General features: G+C 38.6%; 23 protein-coding genes and 1 pseudogene. 11 read left to right on the forward strand and 13 right to left on the reverse strand.

Annotated elements, in window-relative coordinates:
* The 4 genes from LVD15_RS18690 (at position 1) to LVD15_RS18705 (ending at position 4,491) form a co-directional block, all read left to right on the forward strand.
* On the forward strand, positions 1-1,290 hold the full coding sequence (locus LVD15_RS18690; protein WP_233776733.1) for a glycoside hydrolase 5 family protein: 1,290 nt from the start codon (positions 1-3) through the stop codon (positions 1,288-1,290).
* A gap of 59 nt (positions 1,291-1,349) precedes the next feature.
* Positions 1,350-1,799 (forward strand): hypothetical protein, encoded by a 450-nt coding sequence (locus LVD15_RS18695; RefSeq protein WP_233776734.1) that lies wholly within the window; start codon positions 1,350-1,352, stop codon positions 1,797-1,799.
* A gap of 94 nt (positions 1,800-1,893) precedes the next feature.
* The gene (locus tag LVD15_RS18700) at positions 1,894-2,304 is read left to right on the forward strand and encodes a hypothetical protein (RefSeq protein ID WP_233776735.1); all 411 of its coding nucleotides are present in this window, start codon (positions 1,894-1,896) and stop codon (positions 2,302-2,304) included.
* A 294-nt stretch (positions 2,305-2,598) separates the two neighbouring features.
* Positions 2,599-4,491 (forward strand): sialidase/neuraminidase family protein, encoded by a 1,893-nt coding sequence (locus LVD15_RS18705; RefSeq protein WP_233776736.1) that lies wholly within the window; start codon positions 2,599-2,601, stop codon positions 4,489-4,491.
* Between the two features lie 7 nt (positions 4,492-4,498).
* On the opposite strand, the gene LVD15_RS18710 is transcribed toward LVD15_RS18705, so the two are convergent.
* The 5 genes from LVD15_RS18710 to LVD15_RS27150 form a co-directional block, all read right to left on the reverse strand.
* On the reverse strand, positions 4,499-5,542 hold the full coding sequence (locus LVD15_RS18710) for an IS1380 family transposase (RefSeq protein WP_233780987.1): 1,044 nt from the start codon (positions 5,540-5,542) through the stop codon (positions 4,499-4,501).
* A complete protein-coding gene (locus LVD15_RS18715) occupies positions 5,442-5,819 on the reverse strand; it encodes a hypothetical protein (RefSeq protein ID WP_233776737.1) in 378 nt (125 codons plus the stop codon). Before LVD15_RS18715 ends, LVD15_RS18710 begins: the two co-directional genes overlap by 101 nt.
* A gap of 202 nt (positions 5,820-6,021) precedes the next feature.
* Positions 6,022-6,834, reverse strand: a complete 813-nt coding sequence (locus tag LVD15_RS18720; protein ID WP_233776738.1) for a 3'-5' exonuclease — start codon at positions 6,832-6,834, stop codon at positions 6,022-6,024.
* Positions 6,835-6,842: 8 nt separating this feature from the next.
* Complete coding sequence (locus tag LVD15_RS27145; RefSeq protein WP_306416727.1) at positions 6,843-7,448, reverse strand: Mur ligase domain-containing protein; 606 nt, start codon at positions 7,446-7,448, stop codon at positions 6,843-6,845.
* On the reverse strand, positions 7,390-8,205 hold the full coding sequence (locus tag LVD15_RS27150) for a Mur ligase domain-containing protein (RefSeq protein ID WP_306416728.1): 816 nt from the start codon (positions 8,203-8,205) through the stop codon (positions 7,390-7,392). The genes LVD15_RS27145 and LVD15_RS27150 overlap by 59 nt, the downstream gene beginning before the upstream one ends.
* Before the next feature lie 157 nt (positions 8,206-8,362).
* Here LVD15_RS27150 and LVD15_RS26910 point away from each other — a divergent pair, with 157 nt between their 5' ends.
* Together LVD15_RS26910 and dnaB are read left to right on the forward strand one after the other, a co-directional pair.
* On the forward strand, positions 8,363-8,494 hold the full coding sequence (locus tag LVD15_RS26910; protein ID WP_255763300.1) for a hypothetical protein: 132 nt from the start codon (positions 8,363-8,365) through the stop codon (positions 8,492-8,494).
* 67 nt (positions 8,495-8,561) lie between these two features.
* Entirely contained in the window at positions 8,562-10,145 is a 1,584-nt protein-coding gene (gene dnaB, locus LVD15_RS18730; RefSeq protein WP_233776739.1) for a replicative DNA helicase, read from the forward strand.
* A 96-nt stretch (positions 10,146-10,241) separates the two neighbouring features.
* Here dnaB and pckA read toward each other — a convergent pair.
* From pckA to LVD15_RS18750, 4 genes and pseudogenes are all read right to left on the reverse strand, one after another.
* Positions 10,242-11,853: pseudogene (gene pckA / locus LVD15_RS18735) on the reverse strand (phosphoenolpyruvate carboxykinase (ATP)).
* 227 nt (positions 11,854-12,080) lie between these two features.
* A complete protein-coding gene (locus LVD15_RS18740; protein ID WP_233776740.1) occupies positions 12,081-13,337 on the reverse strand; it encodes a porin in 1,257 nt (418 codons plus the stop codon).
* 70 nt (positions 13,338-13,407) lie between these two features.
* Positions 13,408-14,898: an SLC13 family permease gene (locus LVD15_RS18745; protein ID WP_233776741.1), complete on the reverse strand. Its 1,491-nt coding sequence runs from the start codon at positions 14,896-14,898 to the stop codon at positions 13,408-13,410.
* A 19-nt stretch (positions 14,899-14,917) separates the two neighbouring features.
* On the reverse strand, positions 14,918-15,685 hold the full coding sequence (locus tag LVD15_RS18750) for a universal stress protein (protein WP_233776742.1): 768 nt from the start codon (positions 15,683-15,685) through the stop codon (positions 14,918-14,920).
* A gap of 232 nt (positions 15,686-15,917) precedes the next feature.
* Here LVD15_RS18750 and LVD15_RS18755 point away from each other — a divergent pair, with 232 nt between their 5' ends.
* On the forward strand, positions 15,918-16,727 hold the full coding sequence (locus tag LVD15_RS18755) for an energy transducer TonB (protein WP_233776743.1): 810 nt from the start codon (positions 15,918-15,920) through the stop codon (positions 16,725-16,727).
* Between the two features lie 14 nt (positions 16,728-16,741).
* Positions 16,742-17,302 (forward strand): HI_0787 family protein, encoded by a 561-nt coding sequence (locus LVD15_RS18760; protein WP_233776744.1) that lies wholly within the window; start codon positions 16,742-16,744, stop codon positions 17,300-17,302.
* A gap of 14 nt (positions 17,303-17,316) precedes the next feature.
* On the opposite strand, the gene LVD15_RS18765 is transcribed toward LVD15_RS18760, so the two are convergent.
* From LVD15_RS18765 to LVD15_RS18775, 3 genes are all read right to left on the reverse strand, one after another.
* Positions 17,317-17,898, reverse strand: coding sequence for a YceI family protein (locus LVD15_RS18765; RefSeq protein ID WP_233776745.1), 582 nt, complete (start codon positions 17,896-17,898; stop codon positions 17,317-17,319).
* A gap of 101 nt (positions 17,899-17,999) precedes the next feature.
* Positions 18,000-19,073, reverse strand: coding sequence for a response regulator (locus LVD15_RS18770; RefSeq protein WP_233776746.1), 1,074 nt, complete (start codon positions 19,071-19,073; stop codon positions 18,000-18,002).
* A gap of 27 nt (positions 19,074-19,100) precedes the next feature.
* A complete protein-coding gene (locus LVD15_RS18775; protein WP_233776747.1) occupies positions 19,101-20,360 on the reverse strand; it encodes a PAS domain-containing sensor histidine kinase in 1,260 nt (419 codons plus the stop codon).
* Positions 20,361-20,501: 141 nt separating this feature from the next.
* On the opposite strand from LVD15_RS18775, the gene LVD15_RS18780 reads away from it, so the two are divergent.
* From LVD15_RS18780 to LVD15_RS18790, 3 genes are all read left to right on the forward strand, one after another.
* Positions 20,502-20,951, forward strand: coding sequence for a universal stress protein (locus tag LVD15_RS18780; RefSeq protein ID WP_233776748.1), 450 nt, complete (start codon positions 20,502-20,504; stop codon positions 20,949-20,951).
* Positions 20,952-21,174: 223 nt separating this feature from the next.
* Positions 21,175-23,121, forward strand: coding sequence for a sialate O-acetylesterase (locus tag LVD15_RS18785; RefSeq protein WP_233776749.1), 1,947 nt, complete (start codon positions 21,175-21,177; stop codon positions 23,119-23,121).
* Positions 23,122-23,353: 232 nt separating this feature from the next.
* The gene (locus LVD15_RS18790) at positions 23,354-24,415 is read left to right on the forward strand and encodes an ATP-binding response regulator (RefSeq protein ID WP_233776750.1); all 1,062 of its coding nucleotides are present in this window, start codon (positions 23,354-23,356) and stop codon (positions 24,413-24,415) included.
* On the opposite strand, the gene LVD15_RS18795 is transcribed toward LVD15_RS18790, so the two are convergent.
* The gene (locus LVD15_RS18795; protein WP_233776751.1) at positions 24,408-24,827 is read right to left on the reverse strand and encodes a response regulator; all 420 of its coding nucleotides are present in this window, start codon (positions 24,825-24,827) and stop codon (positions 24,408-24,410) included. The genes LVD15_RS18790 and LVD15_RS18795 overlap by 8 nt on opposite strands.
* Positions 24,828-24,974 lie beyond the last annotated feature (147 nt).

Below are 24,974 nucleotides of genomic sequence, written 5' to 3' on the forward strand. Positions count from 1 at the left end.
ATGAATAAGCGCACTTGTATATTTACCCTTGTTTTATTTTATCTCTCATATTTTAGTTTTGCTCAGCAGTTCGTTACCGTGAAAGATGGTCTTTTGTACCATCAGGGTGAGCCTTATTATTTTATTGGCACCAACTATTGGTATGGCATGAACCTGGGCTCAGCAGGTAATGCTGGCGACCGTGAGCGACTCAAGCGGGAGCTGGATCATATGCAGGAGTTAGGTATTAAAAACCTGCGTATTATCGGTGCTTCAGAAGGTCCTGATGACGCCCCATATAGAGTGGTGCCTTCTTTACAGCCAGAAGCAGGTAAGTATAATGAAGAAGTGTTTCAGGGGTTAGACTTTCTTCTGGTAGAAATGAATAAAAGAGGAATGACTGCCGCTGTAGGTCTTAATAATTTCTGGATTTGGAGTGGAGGTATGTCTCAGTACATTTCATGGGCTAATGATTCTGCCATGGTTTATTCCCCTCCGGTAGAAAATACTAACTGGCATTATTTTCAGCAGCATTCCAGTTCTTTCTTTGCTAATAAAAAGGCCAATAAATTATATCGAAATTTTATTAAAACCATGATTAACCGCACTAATACCATCAGCGGCATAAAGTATAAAGATGATCCTACCATTATGTCATGGCAGCTTAGTAATGAGCCCAGAGGCTATGCTAATATAGAAGCTTATCGTAAATGGGTAGATGAAACGGCTCACTTCATTCAGAAAAAGGATAAAAATCATTTGGTGAGCATTGGCTCTGAGGGTAACACGGCTACACACCACGCGGGCACTAACTTTTGGATAGATCACCAAAGTAAATACATAGACTATGCTACCATGCATATTTGGGTAGAAAATTGGGCTTGGTATGATCCTAAAAAAGGCACTGAAGATCTTGATTCGGCTATTTATAAAGCAAAGAAGTATTTGCATGAACATCTGGCTTTAAGCCAAAAAATGAATAAACCATTGGTACTGGAAGAATTCGGCGTTGCTCGAGATAATGGTTCTTTTGAAATAACCGCGAGTACTGAAAATAGAAATAAGCTATTTGAAGCCATTTTCGAAGAGGTTTATCAAAATGCGGGCAAAGGGCTAATGGGGTGCAACTTCTGGTCATATTCAGGTGAAGGCAGGCCTAAAAAGGCAGCAGGACTATGGCATGCAGGAGATCCTTTCACTGGAGATCCTCCCCATGAGAAACAAGGCTGGTATTCAGTGTATGATACTGACTCGGCTACGCTCGAACTTATCAGTAAGTATGCCGGCTTAATGAATGGCTTGCCTCAGTAATACTTTATTATTGATTCTGTGCGATAGTTTTTGTATATTATACTAAACGCTATTCACTCATGTTACTGTTTTATTCTATATGTTTTTGCGTGCTTACTGGCATGCAGGCGATGATACCTTTCAGAGAAGCTGATTCTTATGATATGCAGGTGCAATATAGTCTAAAAGAGAAACCCGCATCATTGTACCAGCAAAACAATGGTAAAGTAGAAAATAGTATATTACCGCATTTGGCATTATCCATTGATATAACCTCTGTAAAGCCTGAAGAATTCAGGGTGAATGTCATTAGTGGTCATGGAGGAGAAGTGATGAGTAAGCGGCTTAAAAAGCCTATTAAGCTTATGGTCAGCCTCGGGTTCACTGATGACATTTTTGATAACCTTAAGCCAGACACTTATCATATCTATTTTTCTGATAAAGATGGAGATATCCTTTCGCAGCTAAAGGTTCAGGTGAAAAAGGATAAAAGCTTACATTTTAACGATCAATTTGTTAGAGATTTGTGATTTTAAATATCTGAAAATCAATTGATTAAATTCATTAACTCTTTATTGGCCTTATTATTGTATTTCATGTAGTATAACTCTAAAGATTATCAACATGAAAAAGCAATTACTTTATATAATTCCTATAGCTATTTTACTTGCTAGTTGTGAAGTAGTAGTTGTAGAAGAACCTGTGATATCTAATGCCAGAGATCAGTTTTTAGGTTACTATGAGGTGGATGAATATAGCACCACTTTCGATGAATATGTTTACTATAATATGGATGTAGTAAGAGGCGAATATAGAGATGAAGTGTTTCTGACTAATTTTTACGGAGCTAATATAGATGTATTGGCTGAAGTGAACGGAAATAGTATTTACATCCCAAGTCAAAGAGTAGATGGATATTATATTCAGGGTAATGGCAGGATTAATGGCAATCAGTTGGTAATCAATTTTAATGTAGATGACTATTATGATCATCATGTACCTACTAATTATTGTGAATTAGTAGCTTATAGATAGATATTTTAAACTAAGAAAAAGGCCTATTCAATTAATTTTGGATAGGTCTTTTTTATGTCATTTTGAGATTGACCTAATCAAATTTTATCAGTTTGTAACAGATTTAATTTTTGGAGTCTTTAAATTCTTGGGTTATATTCACTCATAGTATGCGCACACATTTACAGCATTAGCCGAATTTGTCTAAATGTGTTCTTAATTAGATTGATTTATTGGACGCAAAGTTGGGTATAGGCTAATAAACTATGAGTGAAGTGTGACATTACTCCGCCAAGTTTTAAAAAATATGGATTTATGATGATGAGTTTAGTTGCTGACTTACGGAGCGTAGTTGTAAAATGCTCCATATTCTTTTGTGTATTTTGTTTTCAGTTTGTAAATGCTCAAACAGGGAGCGAGAACGAGCCGATAAGGTATGTAGGAGGTCAGCATATTGATCCATTTAGGCATGAGGCGGGGCTGAGGTATGCCATAGGGGTAGAGAATATCCAAACCTTAAGAGCTAACAGAACCAACCCTGACATGAGTGACGGATATGGTTGGACATACAATCATGCCTCTAACCTGGCTTACTGGAATGGGCAGTTTTACCAACAATACATCAGTGGTGAAGCAGATGAGCATATAGCTCCAGTGCAAACTATGCTGGTTACGTCGAAAAATGGTAAAGACTGGGGTTTTCCACAAGTTGCATTTCCTCCTTATGAAGCTCCAGAGGGTGTTGAGATTCCTAAAGGCTCTACGGGGTATATGATGCACCAGCGCATGGGTTTTTATGTGGCGCCTAATGGCAGATTGCTAACAGTGGCCTTCTATGGACATACGGAAAACCCTTTCGGTGAAAATGGTATCGGTCGGGTAGCAAGGGAGATTTATAAAGATGGTAGCATGGGTCCTATTTATTTTATTAGATATGATAGCCAGACCAAATGGAATGAGACTAACACATCATATCCTTTTTATAAAAAATCAAAAGATAAAGGATTTAGAGCAGCTTGCGAGGCACTGTTATCTGATAAATTAATGACCTGGCAGTGGTTTGAAGAAGACAATGGAGCGGATGGCTTTTATGCACCTAATCATATGGATAGGTCTCATCAGGCTTTTAACTGGTATACCCGGAAAGATGGTAAAATAGTAGGGCTTTGGAAGAAGTCTTATGCGGCACTTTCTATTGATGGTGGCGTGAGCTTTACTGATCCTGTTAAAGCATCTACTTTTGTGATGTCTGGAGGTAAAGTTTGGGGGCAGCAGACGGAAGATGGCAGGTATGCTATTTCTTATAACCCAATAGATCAGACTCAGTATCGATTTCCTTTGGCTATAACTACCAGCGATGATGGTATGATCTATGATAACTTGTTATTAGTGCAGGCAGAGGTGCCTCCAAGAAGGTTTACCGGCAGATGGAAAGATTTTGGACCTTGCTACATGCGAGGCATATTGCCTGGCAATGGAAATGCCCCCGGTACGGATATGTGGATGACCTATAGCATGAACAAAGAAGATATGTGGGTTTGTCGTATTCCTACTCCAATTAAATATGAAGTCACTCAGGATGTAAAAGATGATTTCGAAAATATGACTGCCGAAGGCGCTGTTGTTGATTGGAATTTATATTCTCCGAAATGGGCTAAAGTGCAATTGATAAAAGAGACTAATGCTAATCAGTGTCTTCAATTAACAGACAGTGATCCTTATGACTATGCAAGAGCTATTCGAGTATTTCAGGAAGGAAAAAATGTGAATGCCACTTTTAAGGTTAAAGTGGAGGAAGCAGATACCGCTAAGTTTGAAATAGAAATAGCAGATAAATTTGGGAATAGACCAGTGCAGTTGTCCTTCGATGGTGATGGATTTATCAAAGTATTTAATGGTGATAGAATGGTTTCTTTGATTCAATATAAAAAAGGTCAATGGTATTCTTTAAAAGTGAATTGTAATGCTGATGGCATTGGTAGTTATTCTGTTTATGTTGATGATAAATTGCTTGCAGAAGATTTACCAGCAGCTATGGCGATAAAGTCAGTGGAGCGTATTTCATTCAGAACAGGCAGCTATAGAAATACACCTGACAGAAAAACCCCAAATGAAACGAATGACCCGCCATTACCTGGGGCTGATGAAGAGCAAAAGCAGTCAAAATATTTGATTGATGATGTTTTTATTACCAGCCAAATGGATTAAACCCGGATTATTCATTAGAATAATCAAAAGGAGGACTAGTAGACGATATGTTCAAGAATATTCCCTCCATCCAGGGTCTTCTTTTGGAGGGTAATGAGATTTTTAAAACCTTTTTATTAGCATGGTTTGCTGTCCAGGCTCCTAATGCAAAGCAATAGGATCTGAGGGTTGATAGGGTTGCTTTTCGATGATGGTTCAACGCAAAATGCCTGAATAAACTCATCAAATTGTAAGCCACCATGATAAAGCGAAAGGAGGCTTCTGTTGCCCAAAAATCTTGTAAACAAAAATTTTCAAGCCCAAAATCTTGTTTCAATTCCTTAATTCTGTTCTCACAATCGGCGCGGGTGTTGTACATGTTCCAAATCTGATCCAGAGGTAAATCCATATTGGTCACATAGCAACTATATCGATAGCCAGGCTGATCTTCAAAAAGTTCCTTGCCTCCTGCATGTGGCCTGATGTCAACTTGCTTTTTTACAATAATGTATCGTCTTGGCTTACCGTTTTCATGACTGAAAACCATCTCGTTCAGCTCTATTCCCTTTGCCAGTTTGACCCAATCTTTAAGCCCCCAAACTTCGCTTTTTACATTGGGGTACATGCGTACAGCCATAATGTAATTGAGGAGTTCTTCATCTAGATATGACATGATTTCTTCGTTGTAAAAACCACTATCGGCCCTTACCAGACCTACTTTTTGTCCTGCCAAGGCGTGCTTAAAGGTTTCTTCCATGAACTCCCTGCAACTACTACTGGCCGCTGTGTTGCCTGGCCTGAGCCATGCATTGGCCACCATTCTGGTTTGACTCACAAAGGCCATCAAGGGGTGATGTGAATTTCTCCCTCTTTTGTTGGGGTTATAACCTTTACTACTCCCTTGTTGATCTCCATATCGAGTGATCACAGTACTATCAAAATCAATGGTGAGTGCTCCTAAACGGAGCTGGTCAAAGAACCATTGTTGAAGCTCTGGAAATACTTCGTTGTTTAGGGATTGAGAGAATTTTCCAAAAAAAACGACTGTAGGTACTTTGGCTAGGCATACCATCCCATCCAAAAATTGACTGTAAAACAGTATCATATCTCAACCAGTCACAATGGATGTATCTACTAGCCCCTGTCCAGATACTCAGCCAAAAACTCTCTACGATTTGCTTGGGGTCATACCCTCGGTTAGAACCAGGAGATGGAAGTGCCAGTTCGGCTAATTTTTCTCGTATCCCTACCTGATCGATAAATCGTTTCATTAAACTCATCCCTCCAAAGGGTGTCACTGGCTTGGAGGAATATTCAATGGGTAAAGACCCTATATTTTGAGTAACCATTCTGGTGATTTTTATACCTCATCAAAATCGATCTTTTTACACAATTATCGAAGGATTTTCTAAACTTTTAGTTTTCTAATGCATAATCAGGGTTAAAGTTACTTAGCTCTAATTGAGTGAAAACAAAAAAGCTGTATCAAAAGTATTCACCAATCTAGTGGCTACTTTTAATACAGCTCTTTTAAATGATTTCAGATGGCTTCTATCTATTTAAAGAAGAAAAAGCCTTTAGTTTTATTTCAGTCAGTCTTCTCTTGGTGTCTTGAGGGAAATCGCCTCGCATCATCCATTCATAATAATTGGGCTCTGCTTTTAAAACATCGGTTACAGGTCTGTTTCTGTGTTTACCGAAGTTAAAACAAGCTACGCCGTCATTATTAAGTACTATTCTGCCTGCCAGGTCTACCATGTTAGTAGAGGTAAGCTGGTGCAGAGTGTCCATATTATTTTCTATCACGCCAAGCTTATTGCCCAGGTTGTCTACCACTTCCTGACCATCATATTTCTCTACCTGAGCTTCCAGCACTTCTAAAGTGGCTTTAGTGTCAGCTTCAGCACTATGTGCATCAGTAAGGTCTTTATTGCAGTAAAATTTGTATGCCGCAGAAAGGGTTCTTTTCTCCATCATATGGAAGATCTTTTGGGCATCAATTAGCTTTCTTTTGCTTACGTCAAAGTCAATGCCTACACGCAAAAACTCTTCTACTAAAAGAGGAACGTCAAACTTCAGTATGTTGAAACCTGCCAAATCAGAGCCTTCAAGGAACTGAGCCAGACTTTTGGCTACATTCTTAAAAGTAGGCGCATCTTTCACATCTTCATCATAGATGCCATGAATAACGCTGGTCTCTGGCGGAATGGGAACGGTAGGATTAATTTTATTAGTCTTTACTATTGTTTCTCCATTAGGCATTACCTTCACTACCGATATTTCTAAAATCCTATCCTTCACCACGCTGGTTCCGGTAGTCTCAAGATCGAAAAATGTTAATGGATTTTTTAGTTTAAGCTTCATGAAGCAAATTAATTTATCAGTTCAGTGGCCAGAGCCTCGTAATCTACCTGGTTAAAAGTACCTGAGCTCATCATAAGCAAGTTCTTGTCTTTCCAGTTCTGATCACGCAGATATGCCAGTAGTTTATTTATATCAGTAAATACTTTTAGGTTTCTTTCGTCAAAGGCCTCTTTTATATCCTTTTTTGAAATAGGTTCAAGCTTTTTATGTTCTACAGTTTCTGGGTTATAGTACACAATGGGCTTGTAAGAAAACTTCATGCTGCCCTTATACTGAGCCAGAAAGCTCTTATTCAGACTGCTGAAAGTGTGTAACTCCAGGCAGGCTACCAAATCCCTGTCTGGGTATTGTTCTTTTAATGCTAAAGTGGTAGCTCGCACTTTTGAAGGCGCGTGGGCGAAATCTTTATAGATTGCAGTGCTATCACCAGACTTAATCAGTTGCAAGCGATTTTGAGGCCCTTTAAATGATTGTATGGCTTCGTAGAATTGCTCTTCTGATATGCCTATCTTTTTCAGAACCTCTTTAGCACCATTAATGTTTTGCAGGTTATGCTTACCAAATACCTTTATAGGTGTGTTTTTCAGAACCTCTGGTAAGGTAAGTAGTGCCATGTTCTATAATGAAAGGATGTGTTTTGTAAGGTGTCTCATGTACATCTTCACGCCCTTTAGTGCCTATTACAGTAGCTAATGGATCTTCTTCACAATATACTAAAGTGCCGCCCTTAGGAGAGGCATCAGCAAATTTATCGAACTGACTTACATATATTTCTTCTGAAGGAAATACATTGATGTGATCCCAGGCTACGCCACTAATAAGACCAATATGATGGTGATATTTAAGGAATTTTGGCGTTGAATCAATAGGAGAGGAGAGGTACTCATCTCCTTCAATAATGATTATGGGAGCAACATCAGTAAGCTGAACCATGGTTTCAAAACCTTCAAGTTTTGCTCCTACGGCAAAGTCGAACTTTCTGTTAAAATGCTTCAGTACGTGAATTATCATAGAGGTGATAGAGGTTTTGCCGTGGCTTCCTGCTATCACTATCCTTTGTTTGTCTTGAGATTGCTCGTATATATACTCAGGGAAGGAATAAACTTTTATGCCTAATTCCTCTGCTTTCTTTAGTTCAGGATTATCCTTGCGAGCATGCATACCCACTATTACAGCATCCAGATCTTTAGTGATGAGGTCAGGATTCCAACCTTGCTGCTTAGGTAGTAGATCATATTTCTTTAAGCTACTGTATGAAGGCTCAAAGATTTCGTCATCAGAACCACTTATTTGGTACCCCTTTTTATGCAGTGCGATAGCAAGGTTATGCATAATGCTGCCGCCTATAGCAATAAAATGAATGTTCTGCATATATCTGTTATGTAAATCCTTTGGTTAAGCGTCAAAATTAAGATAAAAATTATAAATGGTAGATAAAAATTAAGCTTTAAACCAATGTTAATATTAGTGTTGATAACTGAAAAATTTGTGAATATAAATTTGATTTTTCAACATAAAGGGTGTTGAAATGTGGATAGATCAAGACTTTAACGTTGATAACCTGTTTAATGTAGATATATATATAGGTATAGTGAATGAAGAGCAAGCCTTTTATGTTAATGAAATGAAAACTTTTATGCAACTCACAATCAATTGGTAGTCGTGAATTTTCTTTTTACGTTTGAGCTGCGAAAGAGAAAAAAACTAATCAAACCAGTAATCACTACATGGAAAATAAATCGTCTTTTAAGGTAGGGCAACTGTCCAATCGAGGGAATCGTGATGTAAACGAAGGATTGGGTAAACTTCCACCTCAGGCGATTGATCTAGAGGAAGCCGTACTTGGAGCACTTATGCTGGAAAAGGACGCGCTTACTACGGTTATCGATATATTAAAGCCTGATAGTTTCTATAAAGACGCGCACAAAGAAATATATGCAGCCATAGTAGAGCTGTTTAATAATTCTGAGCCCGTAGATATGCGTACTGTGGCTAACCAGCTTAGAAAAAATGGTAAGGTGGAAATAGCCGGAGGTTCTTATTACTTGGCTGAGCTGACCTCTAAGGTGAGTTCTGCAGCCAACGTAGAGTTCCACGCCCGTGTAATAATTGAGATGTCTATTAAGCGTGAGTTGATTCGTGTATCATCTGAAATTCAGCATGATGCCTATGAAGACACTACTGACGTATTCCAATTATTAGATAAAACAGAATCATCTCTTTTCGAAATTTCTGAGGCTAACATCCGTAAGAATTATGATAACATGCGTTCATTAATGGCGCAGGCTATTCAGGAATTAGAAGAAAGAAAAAATCATAAAGATGGCCTTACCGGAGTGCCAAGTGGCTTCTCAGCTTTGGATAGAGTAACTTCCGGATGGCAAAGAACTGACCTTGTAATTATTGCGGCTCGTCCTGCCATGGGTAAGACGGCATTTGTGGTTTCTGCGCTTAGAAACGCTGCGGTAGACTTTAACCACGCTGTAGCTATTTTCTCCCTGGAGATGTCATCTGTGCAGCTGGTAAACAGGCTTATTTCTGCTGAGGCAGAGCTGGAGAGTGAGAAGATTAAGAAAGGTAACCTGGCTGATTATGAATGGCAACAGCTGATCCATAAGACCAATAGACTGAGTAATGCCCCTATTTTTATTGATGATACTCCGGCACTTTCTATTCTGGAGCTTAGAGCTAAGTGTAGGCGTCTTAAAGCGCAGAATGACATTCAGCTGATAGTAATTGACTACTTGCAGCTGATGAGTGGAGATTCGGGCAAAGGTGGAGGAAACCGTGAACAGGAGATCGCCTCTATTTCAAGGGCTTTGAAGCAGATCGCTAAAGAGCTTAACGTGCCTGTAATAGCCCTGTCACAGTTAAGTAGGGCTGTGGAGACCAGGGGTGGAGATAAGAGACCACAGCTTTCTGACCTTAGGGAATCAGGATCAATAGAGCAGGATGCGGATATGGTAATGTTCCTTTACCGTCCTGAATACTATGGTATTACTGAAGATGAGAACGGTATGCCTACTGCAGGTACTGGTGAGGTAATTATTGCTAAGCACAGAAGTGGTTCTTTGGAGAATGTAAGTCTTAAGTTTATTGGTAAGTACACCAAGTTCTCAGATCTTGATCCGGGAGGCTTTGCTGGTGGAGATTTCCCTGGTGGTGGAGGTATTCCGGCTGAGTTTGATGACGGCCCAGGTACCATTACACTAGGTAGCAGACTAAATGAAGATAACGGCAGTAACTCAGGTGGCGCCGGTGGTGGTAGCTTCGGCTATAGTGGCCCTGATGAGGAAGATGCTCCTTTTTAATAACTGATTTTAACTCCTTTTTTTATATATATTATCCATAAAAAAACCCCGGAATATCACTTCCGGGGTTTTTGTTTTTCCAACTGCTCGCCTGGCTTATACCTGTTCTACAGCAGGCGCCCCAGACATGATCTCATCATTCGCATATGATTCATAGTTTCTGAAATTAGAAGCAAAGTTTTCTGCAAGGAGATGAGCTTTATCGTCATACTTAGCTTTGTCAGTCCAAGTATTACGTGGGTTAAGAAGCTCCTGTGGCACTCCTGGGCATTCGTTAGGGTAGTTGAGGCCGAAAGTAGGCAGCTCACTATACTCAACATTTTCCAGTTGGCCGTTTAGCGCAGCAGAAATCATACTTCTAGTGTATTTCAGAGGTATTCTGTGTCCGGTACCGTAGGCTCCACCAGTCCAGCCAGTGTTGATAAGCCAAATGTTTACCTCGTGTTCTTTGATTTTTTTCTCCTAGTAACTCGGCATATTTAGTAGGGTGTAATGGCATAAATGGCGCTCCAAAACAGGCACTAAATACACTGGTAGGCTCTGTAATACCTGCCTCTGTACCAGCCACTTTTGCTGTGTAACCAGAGATAAAGTGATACATTGCCTGGCTTACTGTAAGCTTACTGATAGGAGGGAACACTCCATAGGCATCACAGGTAAGGAAGAAGATATTTTTCGGATGACTTCCTGTAGAAGGACAGCACGCACCAGAGATATAGTCAATTGGGTAAGACACACGAGTGTTTTCTGTTACTTCTTTGTTAGAAAAGTCTACAATGCTGGTTCCTGGTATGAAACGAGTATTTTCCAGCAATGAACCGAATTTAATGGCGTCATAAATTTGTGGTTCTGACTCTCTGGTAAGGTCGATCACCTTAGCATAGCAGCCTCCTTCAAAGTTAAAGACACCGTTTTCTGACCAGCCATGCTCGTCGTCACCGATCAGATGTCTGTCGGGGTCGGCAGAAAGAGTTGTTTTACCAGTTCCAGATAAACCGAAGAATATAGCTGTATCTCCTTCTTGGCCAATGTTGGCACTACAGTGCATAGAGAGTACATTTTGTTGATCTGGCAATAGGAAGTTAAGCACACTGAAGATACCTTTTTTAGATTCTCCGGTATAACCTGTACCACCTACTAATATGATTTTTCTGGTAAAGTTAATGATAGCGAAGTTTTCGGCTCTGGTGCCATCTTCAGCAGGGTTAGCCATGAATTCTGGCACCGCTACTATAGTGAAGTCTGGTTCAAAGTCTACTAGCTCTTCTTTTTCAGGTCTTATAAACATGTTGTAGCAGAAGAGGTTGTGCCATGCCTGAGTGTCAATAACCCTTACTTTCAATCGGAAATCTGGGTCTGCACCTGCATAGGCGTCTCTTACAAATAGTCTTTTATATGCTAAGCTGCTAACAACTTTATCAAATAGTTTATCAAATTTTTCAGCGTCGAATGGGATGTTAATATTTCCCCACCATACTTTGTCACGGGTAATATCGTCTTCTACAATATATCGGTCTTTAGGAGATCGACCAGTAAATTTACCTGTGTCACACATTAGAGCCCCGGTGCTTGTTAATACACCTTCGTGATTGTTTATGGCTTCAGACACCAACTCGGCAGGAGTGAGATTCCATAAAACACCTTTTGCATTTGCTAGGCCTAGAGATTTGAGGCCTTTAAAGATTGATTCGAGATTAGAACGTTTCATCTGATTTAATGTTTAAAAGGTTAAGGACTTTTATCTGACATAAAAACGAAGAGTTTTAATGCTTATTTCTTCTTTTTTAGGTCTTTCTATTTATCTGTTTTTTTTCAGATTTTTCAGGTGATTTTCACCTGTTTTTGTTCCTTTTTTTGTTGGTATGAAGGTCGCAATTTAAAACTATTTCCAACATGACCTGTATTACTAAAATTAGTGATTAATGTCAGTTTTTATTAGAATTTAAATTGATACTGCAGCAGAAATAAGTTCTTTCTGGTAGTACTGTTGGTATGACCCTCATTACTTTCAAAAATAGGGCGACTTTGTAGCGCTAAAGTGAGTTTAGAGTGTTTCATATCAGGGTAATAATTAATACAAAAATCGTAGTTCACCACTTCATCATCCAGAATATCATAGTCTGCATATTGCATAGATATAGCTGGCTGTATCATAGATTGTGTTAAGTGATAATTACAGGCTATCTGAGCGGTAAATATAGAGCCTGTTCCTGCAGCAGGGTAGGCATTACCACTACCGCTATAGCTGCCCATTTCATTAGTGCCGGAACAAATATTATTTGGCGCAATATTTCGTATGAAATTTTCTCCTAAATCAGAGTTAATATAGCTGCCATAAAAAATAGCATCTATTTTAGGAAGTAGCGGTGTCTGACAAAACACATCCAAGCCATGCATATTCATACTGTGAAACACTGTGTCTTGCTGCTCCAGGCTCCATGTGGCACTGGGCTGATACAGATGGCCTACTCCTATATTAAATATGTTTTTTCTGGAAGTATAATATTGAGGAGCGAAAGATGAACTTTGTTTCTCTTTATCCATAAACTGATACTTAATATACCATGATGTTTGGTAGTCAGAGTATTGGCTGGAGAAAGTGGCCTGACCGCTTTTGGGAGTTACAGGGTTACTATCATTATAGGGTTTGGCTAATATAAGCCGGTAGTCTATTTTTCCTACTTGTCCGTAAGTAAAAAGGGAAGGTCTTCTCATCATATCATCATAAACATTAATAGCCGCAAGCGTGCTAAAATATATGTCTGAAGAAAGTTGGGAAGCTGTAGCCGGGGCGGTATATCTACTTAAGCCTACCCAGGCACTTTTGCCCACACCTACTTTAAGCCATGGCTTAAATTCATAGAAGCCGTAAGCGTCTAGTATTTTAAAGGTGTTCTCTTTTTTTGCCGTGTTAATATTGTTTTGTCCTCCTTGAAATACAAAACCAAAGTTATTGGTCAGTTTTCCCTGGACTTTAATTCTTAGGCGTCTTACAGAAAAATCTGTAACGCTAGACTGTGCTTCTTCTTTTACTAATGATCCCGGATTGAGATCCGTATATCTGAGCCAAAACTGCCCAGAACCTGATATCTTCAAATATTGTTTTTGTGTGCTATCTAATGGAATAATGATTTGTGCTTTTGCTACAGTAGTAAAGCAAATCAATATAATAAGTGATGCAAAAAGTTTCATGACTGTAGGGGGTGAATTCCCCACCAGCCTTTAGAGCTGGTGAGGATAGTTAAAAATCACACTCATGATTTTAAATTATACCGAGCGAGGTAGTGCAGTATAGCATCAGAAATACTAATGCTGTGCCTAACAGGCCCATAAATATTCCCATACCTGCCAGATGTTTAGTTTGTATCAGGCCAGTGCTAAATGCTAAAGCATTAGGAGGCGTACTGATAGGTAAAGACATGCTGAGAGAAATGGCCAGGGTTGTGGATACTAGTAATACTTTTTCTCCACCATATGCTTCTAGTCCTGGTACGGTAGTGCCTATTACTGCTATAATGGGTATGAGCAGGTTGGCAGTAGCCGTATGTGACATGAAGTTCGCGATAAGCAGCCCCGTAATGGCAGCTAGCAAAAAGATGATAGCTAATGACATGTTTCCAAAAGGAATACTGTTTACTATCACCGCAGCAAGACCGGTTGCATCCAGAGCCAAGCCTAAGGCAATGCCTCCGGATACCAGCCATAGCACATCCCAACTGATGTTTTTTAGATCGTCTTTATTGATCACCTGAAGGCATAAAAACACCGCCACAGGAATAAGTGCTATAATATAAGAGTTCATACCATGAAGGAAATCCGTCAGCCAGAGGGCTACTGTAACAGCAAATGTAGAGTAGATGATGATAGAAGCTCTTTTATTTTGTTTTGTGGCTTTAAATTTAAGTTCGATTTTTTTTGTAGTAGGGGGGTATAAATAAAGTATAAGTAGCCATCCGCATAACATGAGTAATAGTGCGAAGGGCACACACATGATCATCCATGTGCTAAAAGATATAGAATTATCACCGATTAGGTACTTCATGGCTATGGCATTAGGCGGTGTGCCAATAGGTGTGCCTATGCCGCCTATGTTAGCTGCTAATGGTACGCTGAGTACAAAACCGATACGTCCTTTATCTTCTTTATCAAGGCAGGCCAGTACGGGTACCAGTATGGAGAGCATCATGGCGGTGGCGGCAGTGTTACTCATAAACATAGAGAATACTGCGGTGATGCTCATAATGCCTAGCATAACCCATTTAGGCCGGCAGCCAAAAGGCTTGATGAATGTACGTGCCATGGCGCAGTCCAGGTTGTACTTGGAAGCGGCTATAGCCAGAAAGAATCCTCCTAGAAATAGTATTATAATAGGAGAGGCGAACGTGCCAATAATTTCTCTGTAGTTAAGTATGTTGCCAAACATGCTGGAATCCTTATTGAGAAATGCCAGAGCCAGGCCACTGTCTGATAGTAGTACCAGTTCAAGTAAAATTACCACTATAGAAGTGGCAAAAATAGGAACAGGCTCCATGATCCAGAAAATAGCAGCAAAGGTGAATATAAAGATAGCTCTGTGTTGTGTAACCGTGAGGTTATCCAGGGGAATCCAGGAAGAGGGCATAGCCCACACTAATAACGGAATGGCTATGCACAATATCAGTTTTAGAGTTGTGGTGTGGGCTACAAAATTAAAGGCTAAATTATTGAATCTACGATGTAAAAAATCGAAAGATTGTCTAAAGTAAGCTTGCATGATCGCATGATTTTATTCACTAGCATAAAATAAGCATCGGTATCTTCGTATTTTCTGCAAGTTGATAAATCAGTTTGCCTTCAGAGTTTGATTTGTTTCTTCCATGGTCCCTAGACAGCGTAATCAGTAAATCTATTTTCTGCTCTACCACATAGTTATTTATGGCATTCTCCATATCCTTATCGTTTATGGCTACGTATTCATGCTCTATATTTTCCAGGTAGTATTCCAGTATGTTTTCAGAGTTGTCTATCAATACAGGTTCTTTTTCTCTGTTTACATGAAATACATATAGCTTAGAAGAGAATTTCAGCGCTAGTTGCATTACATCTTTAAGTACCTGAGATACTCTTATTTCTTTAAAGTCATTGCCATAAGCAATACGTTTTAATCTATAATCAGTGTAGAAGTCAGGCACCGCTATAATAGGGCAATCAAGGTCTTTCATTAGTCCGCTGGCAATAGATATACTATCTTTTCTATTCTCTGATTTAAGGCCCATTATAACAAGGCTAGAGCGGTGTTCATCAGCAGCTCGGAGTAACTCATCAGCAGGGTTGCCTAAATATATATGAAATTCATAATGAGGCAGGCCTGTAAGTGTTTCTTCACGGAAGGTATTAAACTTATTTTCTATTTCTGCTTGAGAGAAATCAGTCTTATCAGTTACATGAACAATCACCAGATTTACAGATTCCTTATCAAAAATATAACTGGCGTATCTAACTGCATTTTTACTAGCATCAGTAAAGTCAATTGGGATGAGAATGCTTTTTAGATTTTTCATTTTTGGTTTGTATTTAGGTGAAAAATGTAAGGGAGGCACCATTTCTTCCCTTAATCTTATGTATGCAAGGTACTTTTTAAAGTATAGGAATTGAATGATTACAGCACGAGGAATTCATGACTTTTGTCACTTATTTCTTTCATGAAGATCATGATTTATTCAACCCTAGGTCATGAATAAGTGCCAAAATAAAAGAGACCTTTAGGTATGATTTCAATAAAACATTACTACCATGTTACTCGCAGATAAAACCTATGAACACACTATTGATAAGTATACAGAAGATACTTTAAATAAAGTAGAAGCCGATGCTCGTCAGGCTCAAATGATAGCTGATCTGATGGCTATTAAAAAGAACAAAGACGTAAAAATGAAATCTCAAAGAATTTTGTTTTTCAGCATTGGTTTATTGGTAAGTATGTCCTTCGTAGTAGGTCTTTTTGAATGGAAGTCCTATGATAGCGGTGAACAATTAGCCGTAGCACATGTAGATGCTCCTGTAGATGAACTCTTAGAGATACCTCCTACTGAGCAAGCTCCTCCTCCTCCTCCAAAACAAGTGCTTCAGCAACCTAATATAGTAGAGGTGCCTGCAGAGGAAGAAATAGAAGAGGAAATAGACCTGGATTTTGATATTGACATCACCACTGAAGAAGCGATTGAGCAAATAGACTTTGATAATACCCAGCTTGCTCAGCCTGAGGAAGAAAAGGTAGAAGAGGTGTTTACCATAGTAGAAACCAGACCTGAACCTAAAATGGGTATGACTGATTTCATGAAGTTTCTCTATGAAAATATAAGATACCCTAAAGGAGCCTTAGATGCCCAGATACAAGGTAAAGTGTTTGTTCAGTTTATAGTTAATTCAGACGGTACATTGAGCGATTTTGAAGTGCTTAAAGGAATAGGTAAAGGATGTGACGAAGAGGCTGTGAGAGTGCTTAAAACTGCTGCTCCCTGGAACCCAGGTAAGCAAAGAGGTAGACCTGTAAAAGTGAAAATGGTTCTTCCTATCAATTTTGTATATAAAGAAAGAAAGTAATAAACCCAGAAACCATGAAAGCGGTAAACAACATACTTAGACATTTGGAACACTTCGAAGTAGAAAAGGGATACTTTACTGGAGATAAAGTGAAAGACAAATATTTCAAGATGCATACCAGCAATAATGAAATTCCTGAAGTGATTTTGAAAATTAGTGCTATTGAAACTGAAGAGCTTAGAGAAATAGTACCCGATTTAAGGAAATTATCTTCCTTCATAGTGAAGTCTAAAATAGATCAGGACCTTAAAAATGGAGATCCTAAAGTAGTAAATAAGTTAATGTCATTTTATGAAGGTAAAGAAAAAGTAGCTTTCATGACCTTTTGCAGTACTTACTGCTGCTGGCATAACAAAGATGATTATCCTGTTTTTAATATAGAAGCAATCAGGATTTTGGGTAAATATTTTAAAAGAAGTTTTGCTGAATATCTGGGAGATTACTCTCTTTTTCAAGAAGATATGAAAAGCCTTAAAGAGCAGCTGGGTTTAGATTCTTTGAATTTTCAGGAGCTGGAAAAATTCTTCTGGTTGTTCTCTCAAGATCTGGAAGAAGCTAAGGTAAAATCAGCATGAAAAGGGTTTGTTACTTATTTCATAACAACATGTAGTCTAAGGTTAATGGAAATTATTTCATTAACCTTTACTATTCCCATCATTGCAGTAGGAGGGTCTATCCCGAAATCTTTCATATTAAAATCTGCATTTAAATAAATTCTATACTCATCTTCAGAAATTTGCTTCACTTTATATTTTAGCAAATACTTATTAGCCTTTCCGGCAATATTAATCAGAGATTCGGCTATAGGCTCGCAGTCGCCAGATTTGAGTCCTTCCAGGGTGAGTAATTCAAACTTTATTTTAGGATATTTATCAGCCTTGAGTGCATTTTTAAGGTCATGAGTCATCTTGGCATTTTGGCAGTCAAAATTACTCACCGCCAAGTGAAAGCCTGTATTTTCAAATACTAGTTGATCTTCATCCTGGCTATAGCATACATTGAGCTGATAATTGGAAAAAGCATCTTCCATTACGCAGCTAAATGAGTTTACGTTTGAGGTGCCAGAAAGTGAGAAATGACTTTCTGGTTCTATGGTTACTTGTTGAATGGTTTGGGCTTTGGCAAAAAAAGGTACCAAAGCCAAACCCATGGCAAAGCTCTTTAATTTCATGGTATTTCGAATTTAAGGCAATGTAAAAAAGGTCATTTGTGATAAAATCTCAAATGACAACCATCAGTAGTAGCTTTGATTACTGTCAGAGTATATGATCTCTATCTGGCAAAGTGCCATTTTTGGATCTGTGCCAGCTTATCTCTTTCCTTTATTACTATTTTACCAGAGCGTGTCTCTACTATGTCTTCATCTTTAAGGTCCGAAATAACACGGATTACTGATTCTGTGGCAGTACCCACCATATTAGCCAAATCATCTCTGGAAACGGATAGCTCAAAATCAGCTTTTTGATCAGGATTAAACTTTTCGCTTATAGTAAGCAAAGCTTCAGCCGTACGCTGCCTCACAGAATTATAAGCAAGATTAAGGAGCTTTTGTTCCTTTTCTGATACTTTATTAGAGAGCATTTCTATGAATTTTCTGGATACTTCTCTATTGCTGTATACAAGATCAAAAAACTCTTCTTTAGGGATCTGAATGATCTCAGATTCCTCCATGGTTTCAGCGCTATCAGGGTGTTCTATGTTTTCTAATAGTGCCTCGTAGCCGAAAAAGTCGCCGGAAGTATAAATGCTGGTAATCAGCTCTTTGCCATCTTCATTAGTGCGGATGCTTTTTACTTTACCACTAGCTACAAAGTATACATAGTTAGCATACTCGCCTTCGCGATAAATGTCATGTTTTTTCTTATAGTGACGTGGCTTTTTGTTTTCATGTAAGTGACTCAGATCATGAAAATCTTTTACGTCTTTAATGAACTGGTTCAGGCCATCAGCATTGCTGTTATATTCCTTTTTAAGGGCCTCTGTTTTCTTGAGCCTTATCTGTATGGCATCTAGCAGTTCTGTGTCTTCAAACGGTTTGGTTAGGTAGTCATCTGCTCCCAGATTCATACCTTTTCTTATATCTGTTTTTTCAGCCTTGGCTGTAAGAAAAATGAAAGGGATATTAGCGGTTTGCTCTTTTTTAGCCAGAATGTGTAGCACTCCGTAACCGTCTAATTCCGGCATCATAATATCGCAGATAATCAAGTCAGGATGTTGGTCTACAGCTATCTGCACGCCTTCCTTTCCGTTAGCGGCTTCAAGAGGTTCGTAGCCATCGAGCTCTAATATCTCTGCGATGTTTTCTCTTATTTCATTATTGTCTTCAATAATCAGAATTTTTCTCATAGTTCAGGGTTGGTCAGACTCTCTTATCTATACAATTTTCGGCAAATCTATTGAAAAAGTAGTGCCTTCATTTAATTTACTGCTAAAGGATATTTCTCCTTCCAGCATATCTACATATTTTTTTACAATATTTAAACCTAAGCCGGTACCTTGAATATTGGTAGCATTTTTGGCTCTGAAAAATCTTTCAAACATATGCTTCTGCTCTCCTTCGGGTATACCTATACCTTGATCTTTAACCGTAATAGTAAGCAGATCAGGATCTTCTCTAATAATAACAGTAATGTCTGTATTTGCCTCAGAGTACTTTATAGCATTGCTTAGCAGGTTAATAAGTATATTTTTTAATATTTTTTCATCAGTATGGAAAAGGATCTCTTTTTCATCGATGTCGATAATAATGTTTTGGCCGTTTTTGCAGATATCAGCCATGTCATCTGTGATATCTTTGAGCACCTCATTGATTTTTATGTCCTCTTTTTCAAGGCCTACTTTACCTTCTTCCAGTTTAGATAACGATAAAAAGTCGTTTAGAATATTAGTGAGGTTGCCAATAGCGGACTTTATTTTATTGATGTGCTTTTGCCTTTTTTCCTCCGTGCCGGGTTCTTTATACCGCTCTATCAGAGAGGCGGAAGATAGCATGGTGCTTAGAGGGGTTCTGAACTCATGAGAGGCCATAGATACGAACCTGGATTTTAACTCATTGAGCTCTCTTTCTCTACTTAGTGCTAGTCTGGTTTCATCTTCGGCTTTTTTTCTAATGCGTACCTGATCTTCCAAATCAGCATTAACTCTCTCCAGTTGCCTAATAGTATTATCCAGGTCTTGAGTTCTTTTAGTAACCCTTTTTTCTAGCTCTGCGGCATATACTATCAGCTGCTCTTCACTTCTTTTAAGGGCTTCTTCTATTTTCTTTCTTTCTGAAATATCAATGGCAAAGGCTAGTGTGTGGTACACATTGTCTATCTGAGCCATATTAAGGCTTATCTCTACAGGAAATTCAGAGCCATCTTTTCTTCTACCTGCCAGGTCACGGCCATGCCCCATTTGCCTGGGAGCAGGGTTGGCTTCATAGGCTTTACGATCATCTATGTGTACCCCTCTTACCGCTGGCGGAACTAGTAATTCTACTGACAAACCTATCAATTCGCCTTCTTCATACCCAAATAACTTATGGGAAGCCCTGTTTGCCATCACTATAGTTCCTTCTTTGTTTACTACAAAAATGCCTTCTTCACAGGCTTCGAAAACGGCTTTGTAGGGGTCTGGATGTTCGTTTTTCACTGGTTAGTTAAGTTTAGAAAATACGTCGACTGGCTCAAAAATATGATAAAAATCAGTAAACCGCTTGATTCACGTTCATAATAACGCCCAAAAAACAATTTTACTTTAGTGAAAAAATTATATGAATGAATAGCCAGAGCTATGTTTAAAAGAATAATATACCCAACTGATTTTTCGGAGTCATCGATGAGGTGTCTTTCTGTGGCATTAGACATTGCTAAAGCTCATGGGGGTGAGTTAATTATACTATATGCCTATAGGTTAATTACTGGTAGTGCACAGGAAAGTATAAAAAGCAAAATTCAGTTTAAAAGAGAGCAGGAGGATGCTGCCAACCTCAAATTTGAGCAGCTAAAGGCTTACATGCCTGAAATTCAACAGGTAGATCATACCTTCCTGGCTGAAGTGGGCTTTGTGAAAGAGAGGCTTTTTTCGGCTATTGATACCTTTGATGTGGACCTCGTGGTGATTTGCGAGAACATCCAAAAGAAATTACAGGAAAAATGGGACTTAAGCGAAGAGAGCGCTTTTAACAGATTTAAATGTCCTGTTATGTTTATTCCTGGGGCTAAAGTATTGGTTAATCAATGACACCTTTATGCCCACAAACCATGATTATATGATATGAATTAATCTCCTGAAAAGAGGTTAATCTTTCATTATCACAAACCTACACCAAAAACATTCGCGATACCGGGTTATAATTAATAGCCCGGTATTTTGATTTATTTTAGTTTTAGTATAGTTTCAAGGACTCAATAAATTATACAAGTTAAATAGATAAAATGGTTTAAAAACCATAATTATTAACGCTATGAAAACTAAACTAAAAAAATACAGCCTGCTGCTTATCTTATTCATAATGAGTACAGCACTGGCTGATGCCAAAGTGAAATTACCCAAGGTATTAGCGGATCATATGGTGATTCAGCGAAACCAACCCATCACCATCTGGGGATGGGCTGATAAGGGTGAGCAAATAACCGTAGAGTTTAATGGAGAAAAGGCTACTACTAAAGCTAAAAAAAATGGTGAATGGCAAGTAGAGTTGCCTGCTATGAAGCACGGTGGACCCTATACACTTACGGTTAAAGGAGAAGGCGATCCTGTGATTCTTAATGATATTTTAATAGGTGATGTGTGGATCTGTAGTGGGCAGTCTAACATGGAAATGCCTATAGATGGATGGGGCACTGTAGACAACGCTGCTAAGGAGATAAAAAATGCTGATCATCCGAACATTCGTTTACTGACTGTGGAGCAGGATAGAAGCTTCTCACCTAAAGAAAATATTAAAAAAGGCGAATGGAAGGTGTGTACACCTGAGAATATTCCTTCTTTTTCGGCAGCAGGCTATTTCTTCGGCAGAAAGATTAATAAAGAGCTAGATGTGCCCATTGGGCTTATCAGTACTAACTGGGGAGGTACCTACATTCAGGCCTGGACCAGCTGGGATGCTATCAGTAAAGATCCTGAATATAAAGACCTGGACCCTGTTGAATATGAGAAGCAGCTGAAGAAGTGGGAAGAAAACAGAGTGGCTTATTTAAAAGCGATTGAAGACGATCCCGGATTAAAAGAACGATGGTTTGCTCCTGAGACCAATACACAAGGTTGGGAAAAGATAAAAATGCCGCGCCAGTTTGAGCAGTCTGTAATAGGTAATGTAGATGGAATAGTATGGTATCGTTATGATTTTGATATTAACGAAGACCCAACCAATCAAAAGGCCGTACTTAGCCTGGGCGCCATAGATGATTATGATAAGACATATGTAAATGGCAAACTGGTAGGAGACCAAGGGGGCTGGAATACTACCAGATTCTATGAATTACCCAAAGGCCTATTAAAAAAAGGTAAAAACACTATTATAATAAGAATGTATGATACCGGTGGTGGAGGTGGCACCACAGCTTCTCCGGAGGAATTCTACCTTTCATTAGATGGTGAAAAGCTAAGTTTAGTGGGCGACTGGCAGTTTAAAGCTACTGTAACTACTGCTATGTATGACGTGAAAGACTCAGGTCCTAATTCTTTTCCATCTCAATTATATAATGCTATGATAGCACCATTACTCAACCTTCATATTACCGGTGCTATCTGGTATCAGGGAGAGGCCAATACCTATGAGGCATACCATTACCGTACTATGTTTCCTGCTATGATACGTAACTGGAGAGAAAAATGGGGGCATGAATTTCCATTTATCTGGGCTCAGCTAGCGAACTATATGGCCGCTAAACCTCAGCCAGATAATAGTGAATGGGCAGAGCTGAGGGAGGCACAGCATATGGCATTATCATTACCTAAAACAGGAGAGGCGGTTTTAATAGATGTAGGTCTGGCCAATGATATTCACCCTACCAATAAGCAAGATGTAGGCTTAAGACTTGCGCTTAGTGCACTTAAGGTAGCTTATAATAAAGACATCGTTTATTCTGGCCCTACTTATGAATCAATGGAAGTAAAGGGAAATGAGGTGGTTTTATCTTTTTCTAACACCGGCAGCGGGCTTACTACTAAAGATAAATATGGTTATGTAAGAGGTTTTGCTATAGCTGGTAACGATAAGCAGTTTCACTGGGCTAAAGCAAGAATAGAAGGAGATAAAGTAATAGTATATAGTGATGAAGTGTCTGATCCTAAAGCCGTAAGATATGCCTGGGCAGATAATCCTGATGATGCTAATTTATATAATAAAGAAGGATTGCCTGCATCACCGTTTAGAACTGATAGCTGGAAAGGGCTAACTGAGCATTAATTTGATATCATTTTTGAAATTAAATTAATTATTTAAGCTCATTTAATTATATACCTGTTATTTATTGTATTATAACAAGATCTTGACTATTTTAAGAAAGGAAAATTTCAATAGTTTCTTGTTAAATAAATACAATGAAAAAAAGTATACTGAAAATACTGGTAATTGAAGACTCCCTCGATGATTATACCTTAATTAAGAGGGAGCTTCAAAAGAAGAGCTGGAATGTACTTTGAGAAGGGTTGATACTAAAAGTGAGTATATAGAAGCGCTCAAGGAATTTCATCCGCAGCTTATTATCTCTGATCATTCATTACCTCAATTTACAGGGATGGAAGCATTAGAAATAAGTAAAAATATGGGCATTAAGGTGCCTTTTATTCTTATTACAGGAGCCGTTTCTGAAGAATATGCGGTGAGCTGCTTTAAAAAGGGAATAGATGATTATATTCTCAAAAGCAGCTTATGTCGTTTGCCTGTATCTATCAAGAATATTCTTAAGAAATATGAGAATATCAGGCAAAAAAAGGAATATCAAAAATCATTAATTCGGCAAAACGAACATCTGAAGAAAATTAATAGTGAGCTGGATAACTTGGTTTACAGTGTTTCGCACAAATTAAGAGGGCCGCTGGCTACTATTGGAGGTATTATTAATGTAGCTCAGAATGAAGTGGGTAATTCTAATTTTGATTCGGGGCTGTATTTCAACCTTATTAAGGATCGCTTAAGTCTTATGGATAGAACTATTAAGCAGATTCTGGAGTACTCAAGAAATTCTCGTACAGAAATAGATGTAGAGCAAGTAAGCATTATCACCTTAATAAATGAGGTTTGGAAGAGCATTTCTTATCTGCCTATGTGGGATAGGGTAATGCTGGAGCTGGATATTGCACCTGAACTTAACTGGACAGGAGATAAACATCGTATCATGGTGATTATTCATAACCTGTTAGTTAATGCCGTGAAGTTTGCAGATCATAATAAAGTAGCAAATTGGCTAAAAATAGAGGCAGTAGAGGTGGAAAGCAGGCTTAGGGTAACCATAGAAGATAATGGCATAGGTATACCTCAAGAGAATATTTCAAAAATATATGACATGTTTTACCGAGCCTCCGAACAGGGCGAAGGTGCAGGCTTAGGACTTTATGTGGTAAAAGAAGCCGTTAAAAAACTAAAAGGCAGCATTAAAATAGAAAGTGAATACAGAGATGGAACCAAGGTAATTCTCAACCTTCCTACTCGTTATAAAACACATAATTCTACTGAAGCTATTCTGGAAATTCTCAGGTAATGATAAAGGGCAGCTCATCCTGTTTGCAGAGGAGGTTTTCTAATATTTCGCTGAAGTTTCTGATGTTAATAGGTTTTACGAAGAAATGAGAGGCCCCTAATGACTTAAGCTCATAGGTGTTTTGAGGCTCCGCAGAGCTATAAATAATGCAGACACAAGATTGCATGCCAGGGAAAGAACGGATGATCTCTAAACAATCTTTTCCAGATAAAAACGGCATGTTATGATCAATGAAAATAAACTCAGGAGGAGGTGTGTCTGATTGCTTCAGAAAAGAAAATGCTTCTTTTCCACTCGTTACCCCATATACCCTTACGTCCAACTTAGATGACACTTTCTCCAATGCGAAAGAAAATAAGTCATGTTCATCCATGTCGTCATCTATCAACAACAGACTTAAAGCGTTTTGCATATCCTTTTAACTACTTGTTCCAACAATATGAAAATAGCTTTTTTTCATTATTTCTGGAATAGAAAAACTAGCGAAAAGGCAAGATAAGGTACATGTATCATGATTGCGTTAAATTGACATATTGTTGTTTGTTTTCATCTGTTTATA

This window comes from Fulvivirga maritima (assembly GCF_021389955.1).
In the GTDB taxonomy this organism is placed as follows: Bacteria; Bacteroidota; Bacteroidia; order Cytophagales; family Cyclobacteriaceae; genus Fulvivirga; species Fulvivirga maritima.

Coding starts and splice junctions, on each gene's coding strand:
- LVD15_RS27145 (WP_306416727.1), bottom strand. CDS start 7,448: ATGGCACTACTTACCTTACCAGAGGTTCTGAAAAACACACCTATAAAG.
- LVD15_RS18700 (WP_233776735.1), top strand. CDS start 1,894: ATGAAAAAGCAATTACTTTATATAATTCCTATAGCTATTTTACTTGCT.
- LVD15_RS18745 (WP_233776741.1), bottom strand. CDS start 14,898: ATGCAAGCTTACTTTAGACAATCTTTCGATTTTTTACATCGTAGATTC.
- LVD15_RS18795 (WP_233776751.1), bottom strand. CDS start 24,827: ATGCAAAACGCTTTAAGTCTGTTGTTGATAGATGACGACATGGATGAA.
- LVD15_RS18760 (WP_233776744.1), top strand. CDS start 16,742: ATGAAAGCGGTAAACAACATACTTAGACATTTGGAACACTTCGAAGTA.
- dnaB (WP_233776739.1), top strand. CDS start 8,562: ATGGAAAATAAATCGTCTTTTAAGGTAGGGCAACTGTCCAATCGAGGG.
- LVD15_RS26910 (WP_255763300.1), top strand. CDS start 8,363: ATGTGGATAGATCAAGACTTTAACGTTGATAACCTGTTTAATGTAGAT.
- LVD15_RS18715 (WP_233776737.1), bottom strand. CDS start 5,819: ATGGTTACTCAAAATATAGGGTCTTTACCCATTGAATATTCCTCCAAG.
- LVD15_RS18780 (WP_233776748.1), top strand. CDS start 20,502: ATGTTTAAAAGAATAATATACCCAACTGATTTTTCGGAGTCATCGATG.
- LVD15_RS18750 (WP_233776742.1), bottom strand. CDS start 15,685: ATGAAAAATCTAAAAAGCATTCTCATCCCAATTGACTTTACTGATGCT.
- LVD15_RS18690 (WP_233776733.1), top strand. CDS start 1: ATGAATAAGCGCACTTGTATATTTACCCTTGTTTTATTTTATCTCTCA.
- LVD15_RS27150 (WP_306416728.1), bottom strand. CDS start 8,205: ATGCAGAACATTCATTTTATTGCTATAGGCGGCAGCATTATGCATAAC.
- LVD15_RS18710 (WP_233780987.1), bottom strand. CDS start 5,542: ATGGTATGCCTAGCCAAAGTACCTACAGTCGTTTTTTTTGGAAAATTC.
- LVD15_RS18705 (WP_233776736.1), top strand. CDS start 2,599: ATGATGATGAGTTTAGTTGCTGACTTACGGAGCGTAGTTGTAAAATGC.
- LVD15_RS18720 (WP_233776738.1), bottom strand. CDS start 6,834: ATGAAGCTTAAACTAAAAAATCCATTAACATTTTTCGATCTTGAGACT.
- LVD15_RS18765 (WP_233776745.1), bottom strand. CDS start 17,898: ATGAAATTAAAGAGCTTTGCCATGGGTTTGGCTTTGGTACCTTTTTTT.
- LVD15_RS18695 (WP_233776734.1), top strand. CDS start 1,350: ATGTTACTGTTTTATTCTATATGTTTTTGCGTGCTTACTGGCATGCAG.
- LVD15_RS18740 (WP_233776740.1), bottom strand. CDS start 13,337: ATGAAACTTTTTGCATCACTTATTATATTGATTTGCTTTACTACTGTA.
- LVD15_RS18770 (WP_233776746.1), bottom strand. CDS start 19,073: ATGAGAAAAATTCTGATTATTGAAGACAATAATGAAATAAGAGAAAAC.
- LVD15_RS18785 (WP_233776749.1), top strand. CDS start 21,175: ATGAAAACTAAACTAAAAAAATACAGCCTGCTGCTTATCTTATTCATA.
- LVD15_RS18755 (WP_233776743.1), top strand. CDS start 15,918: ATGTTACTCGCAGATAAAACCTATGAACACACTATTGATAAGTATACA.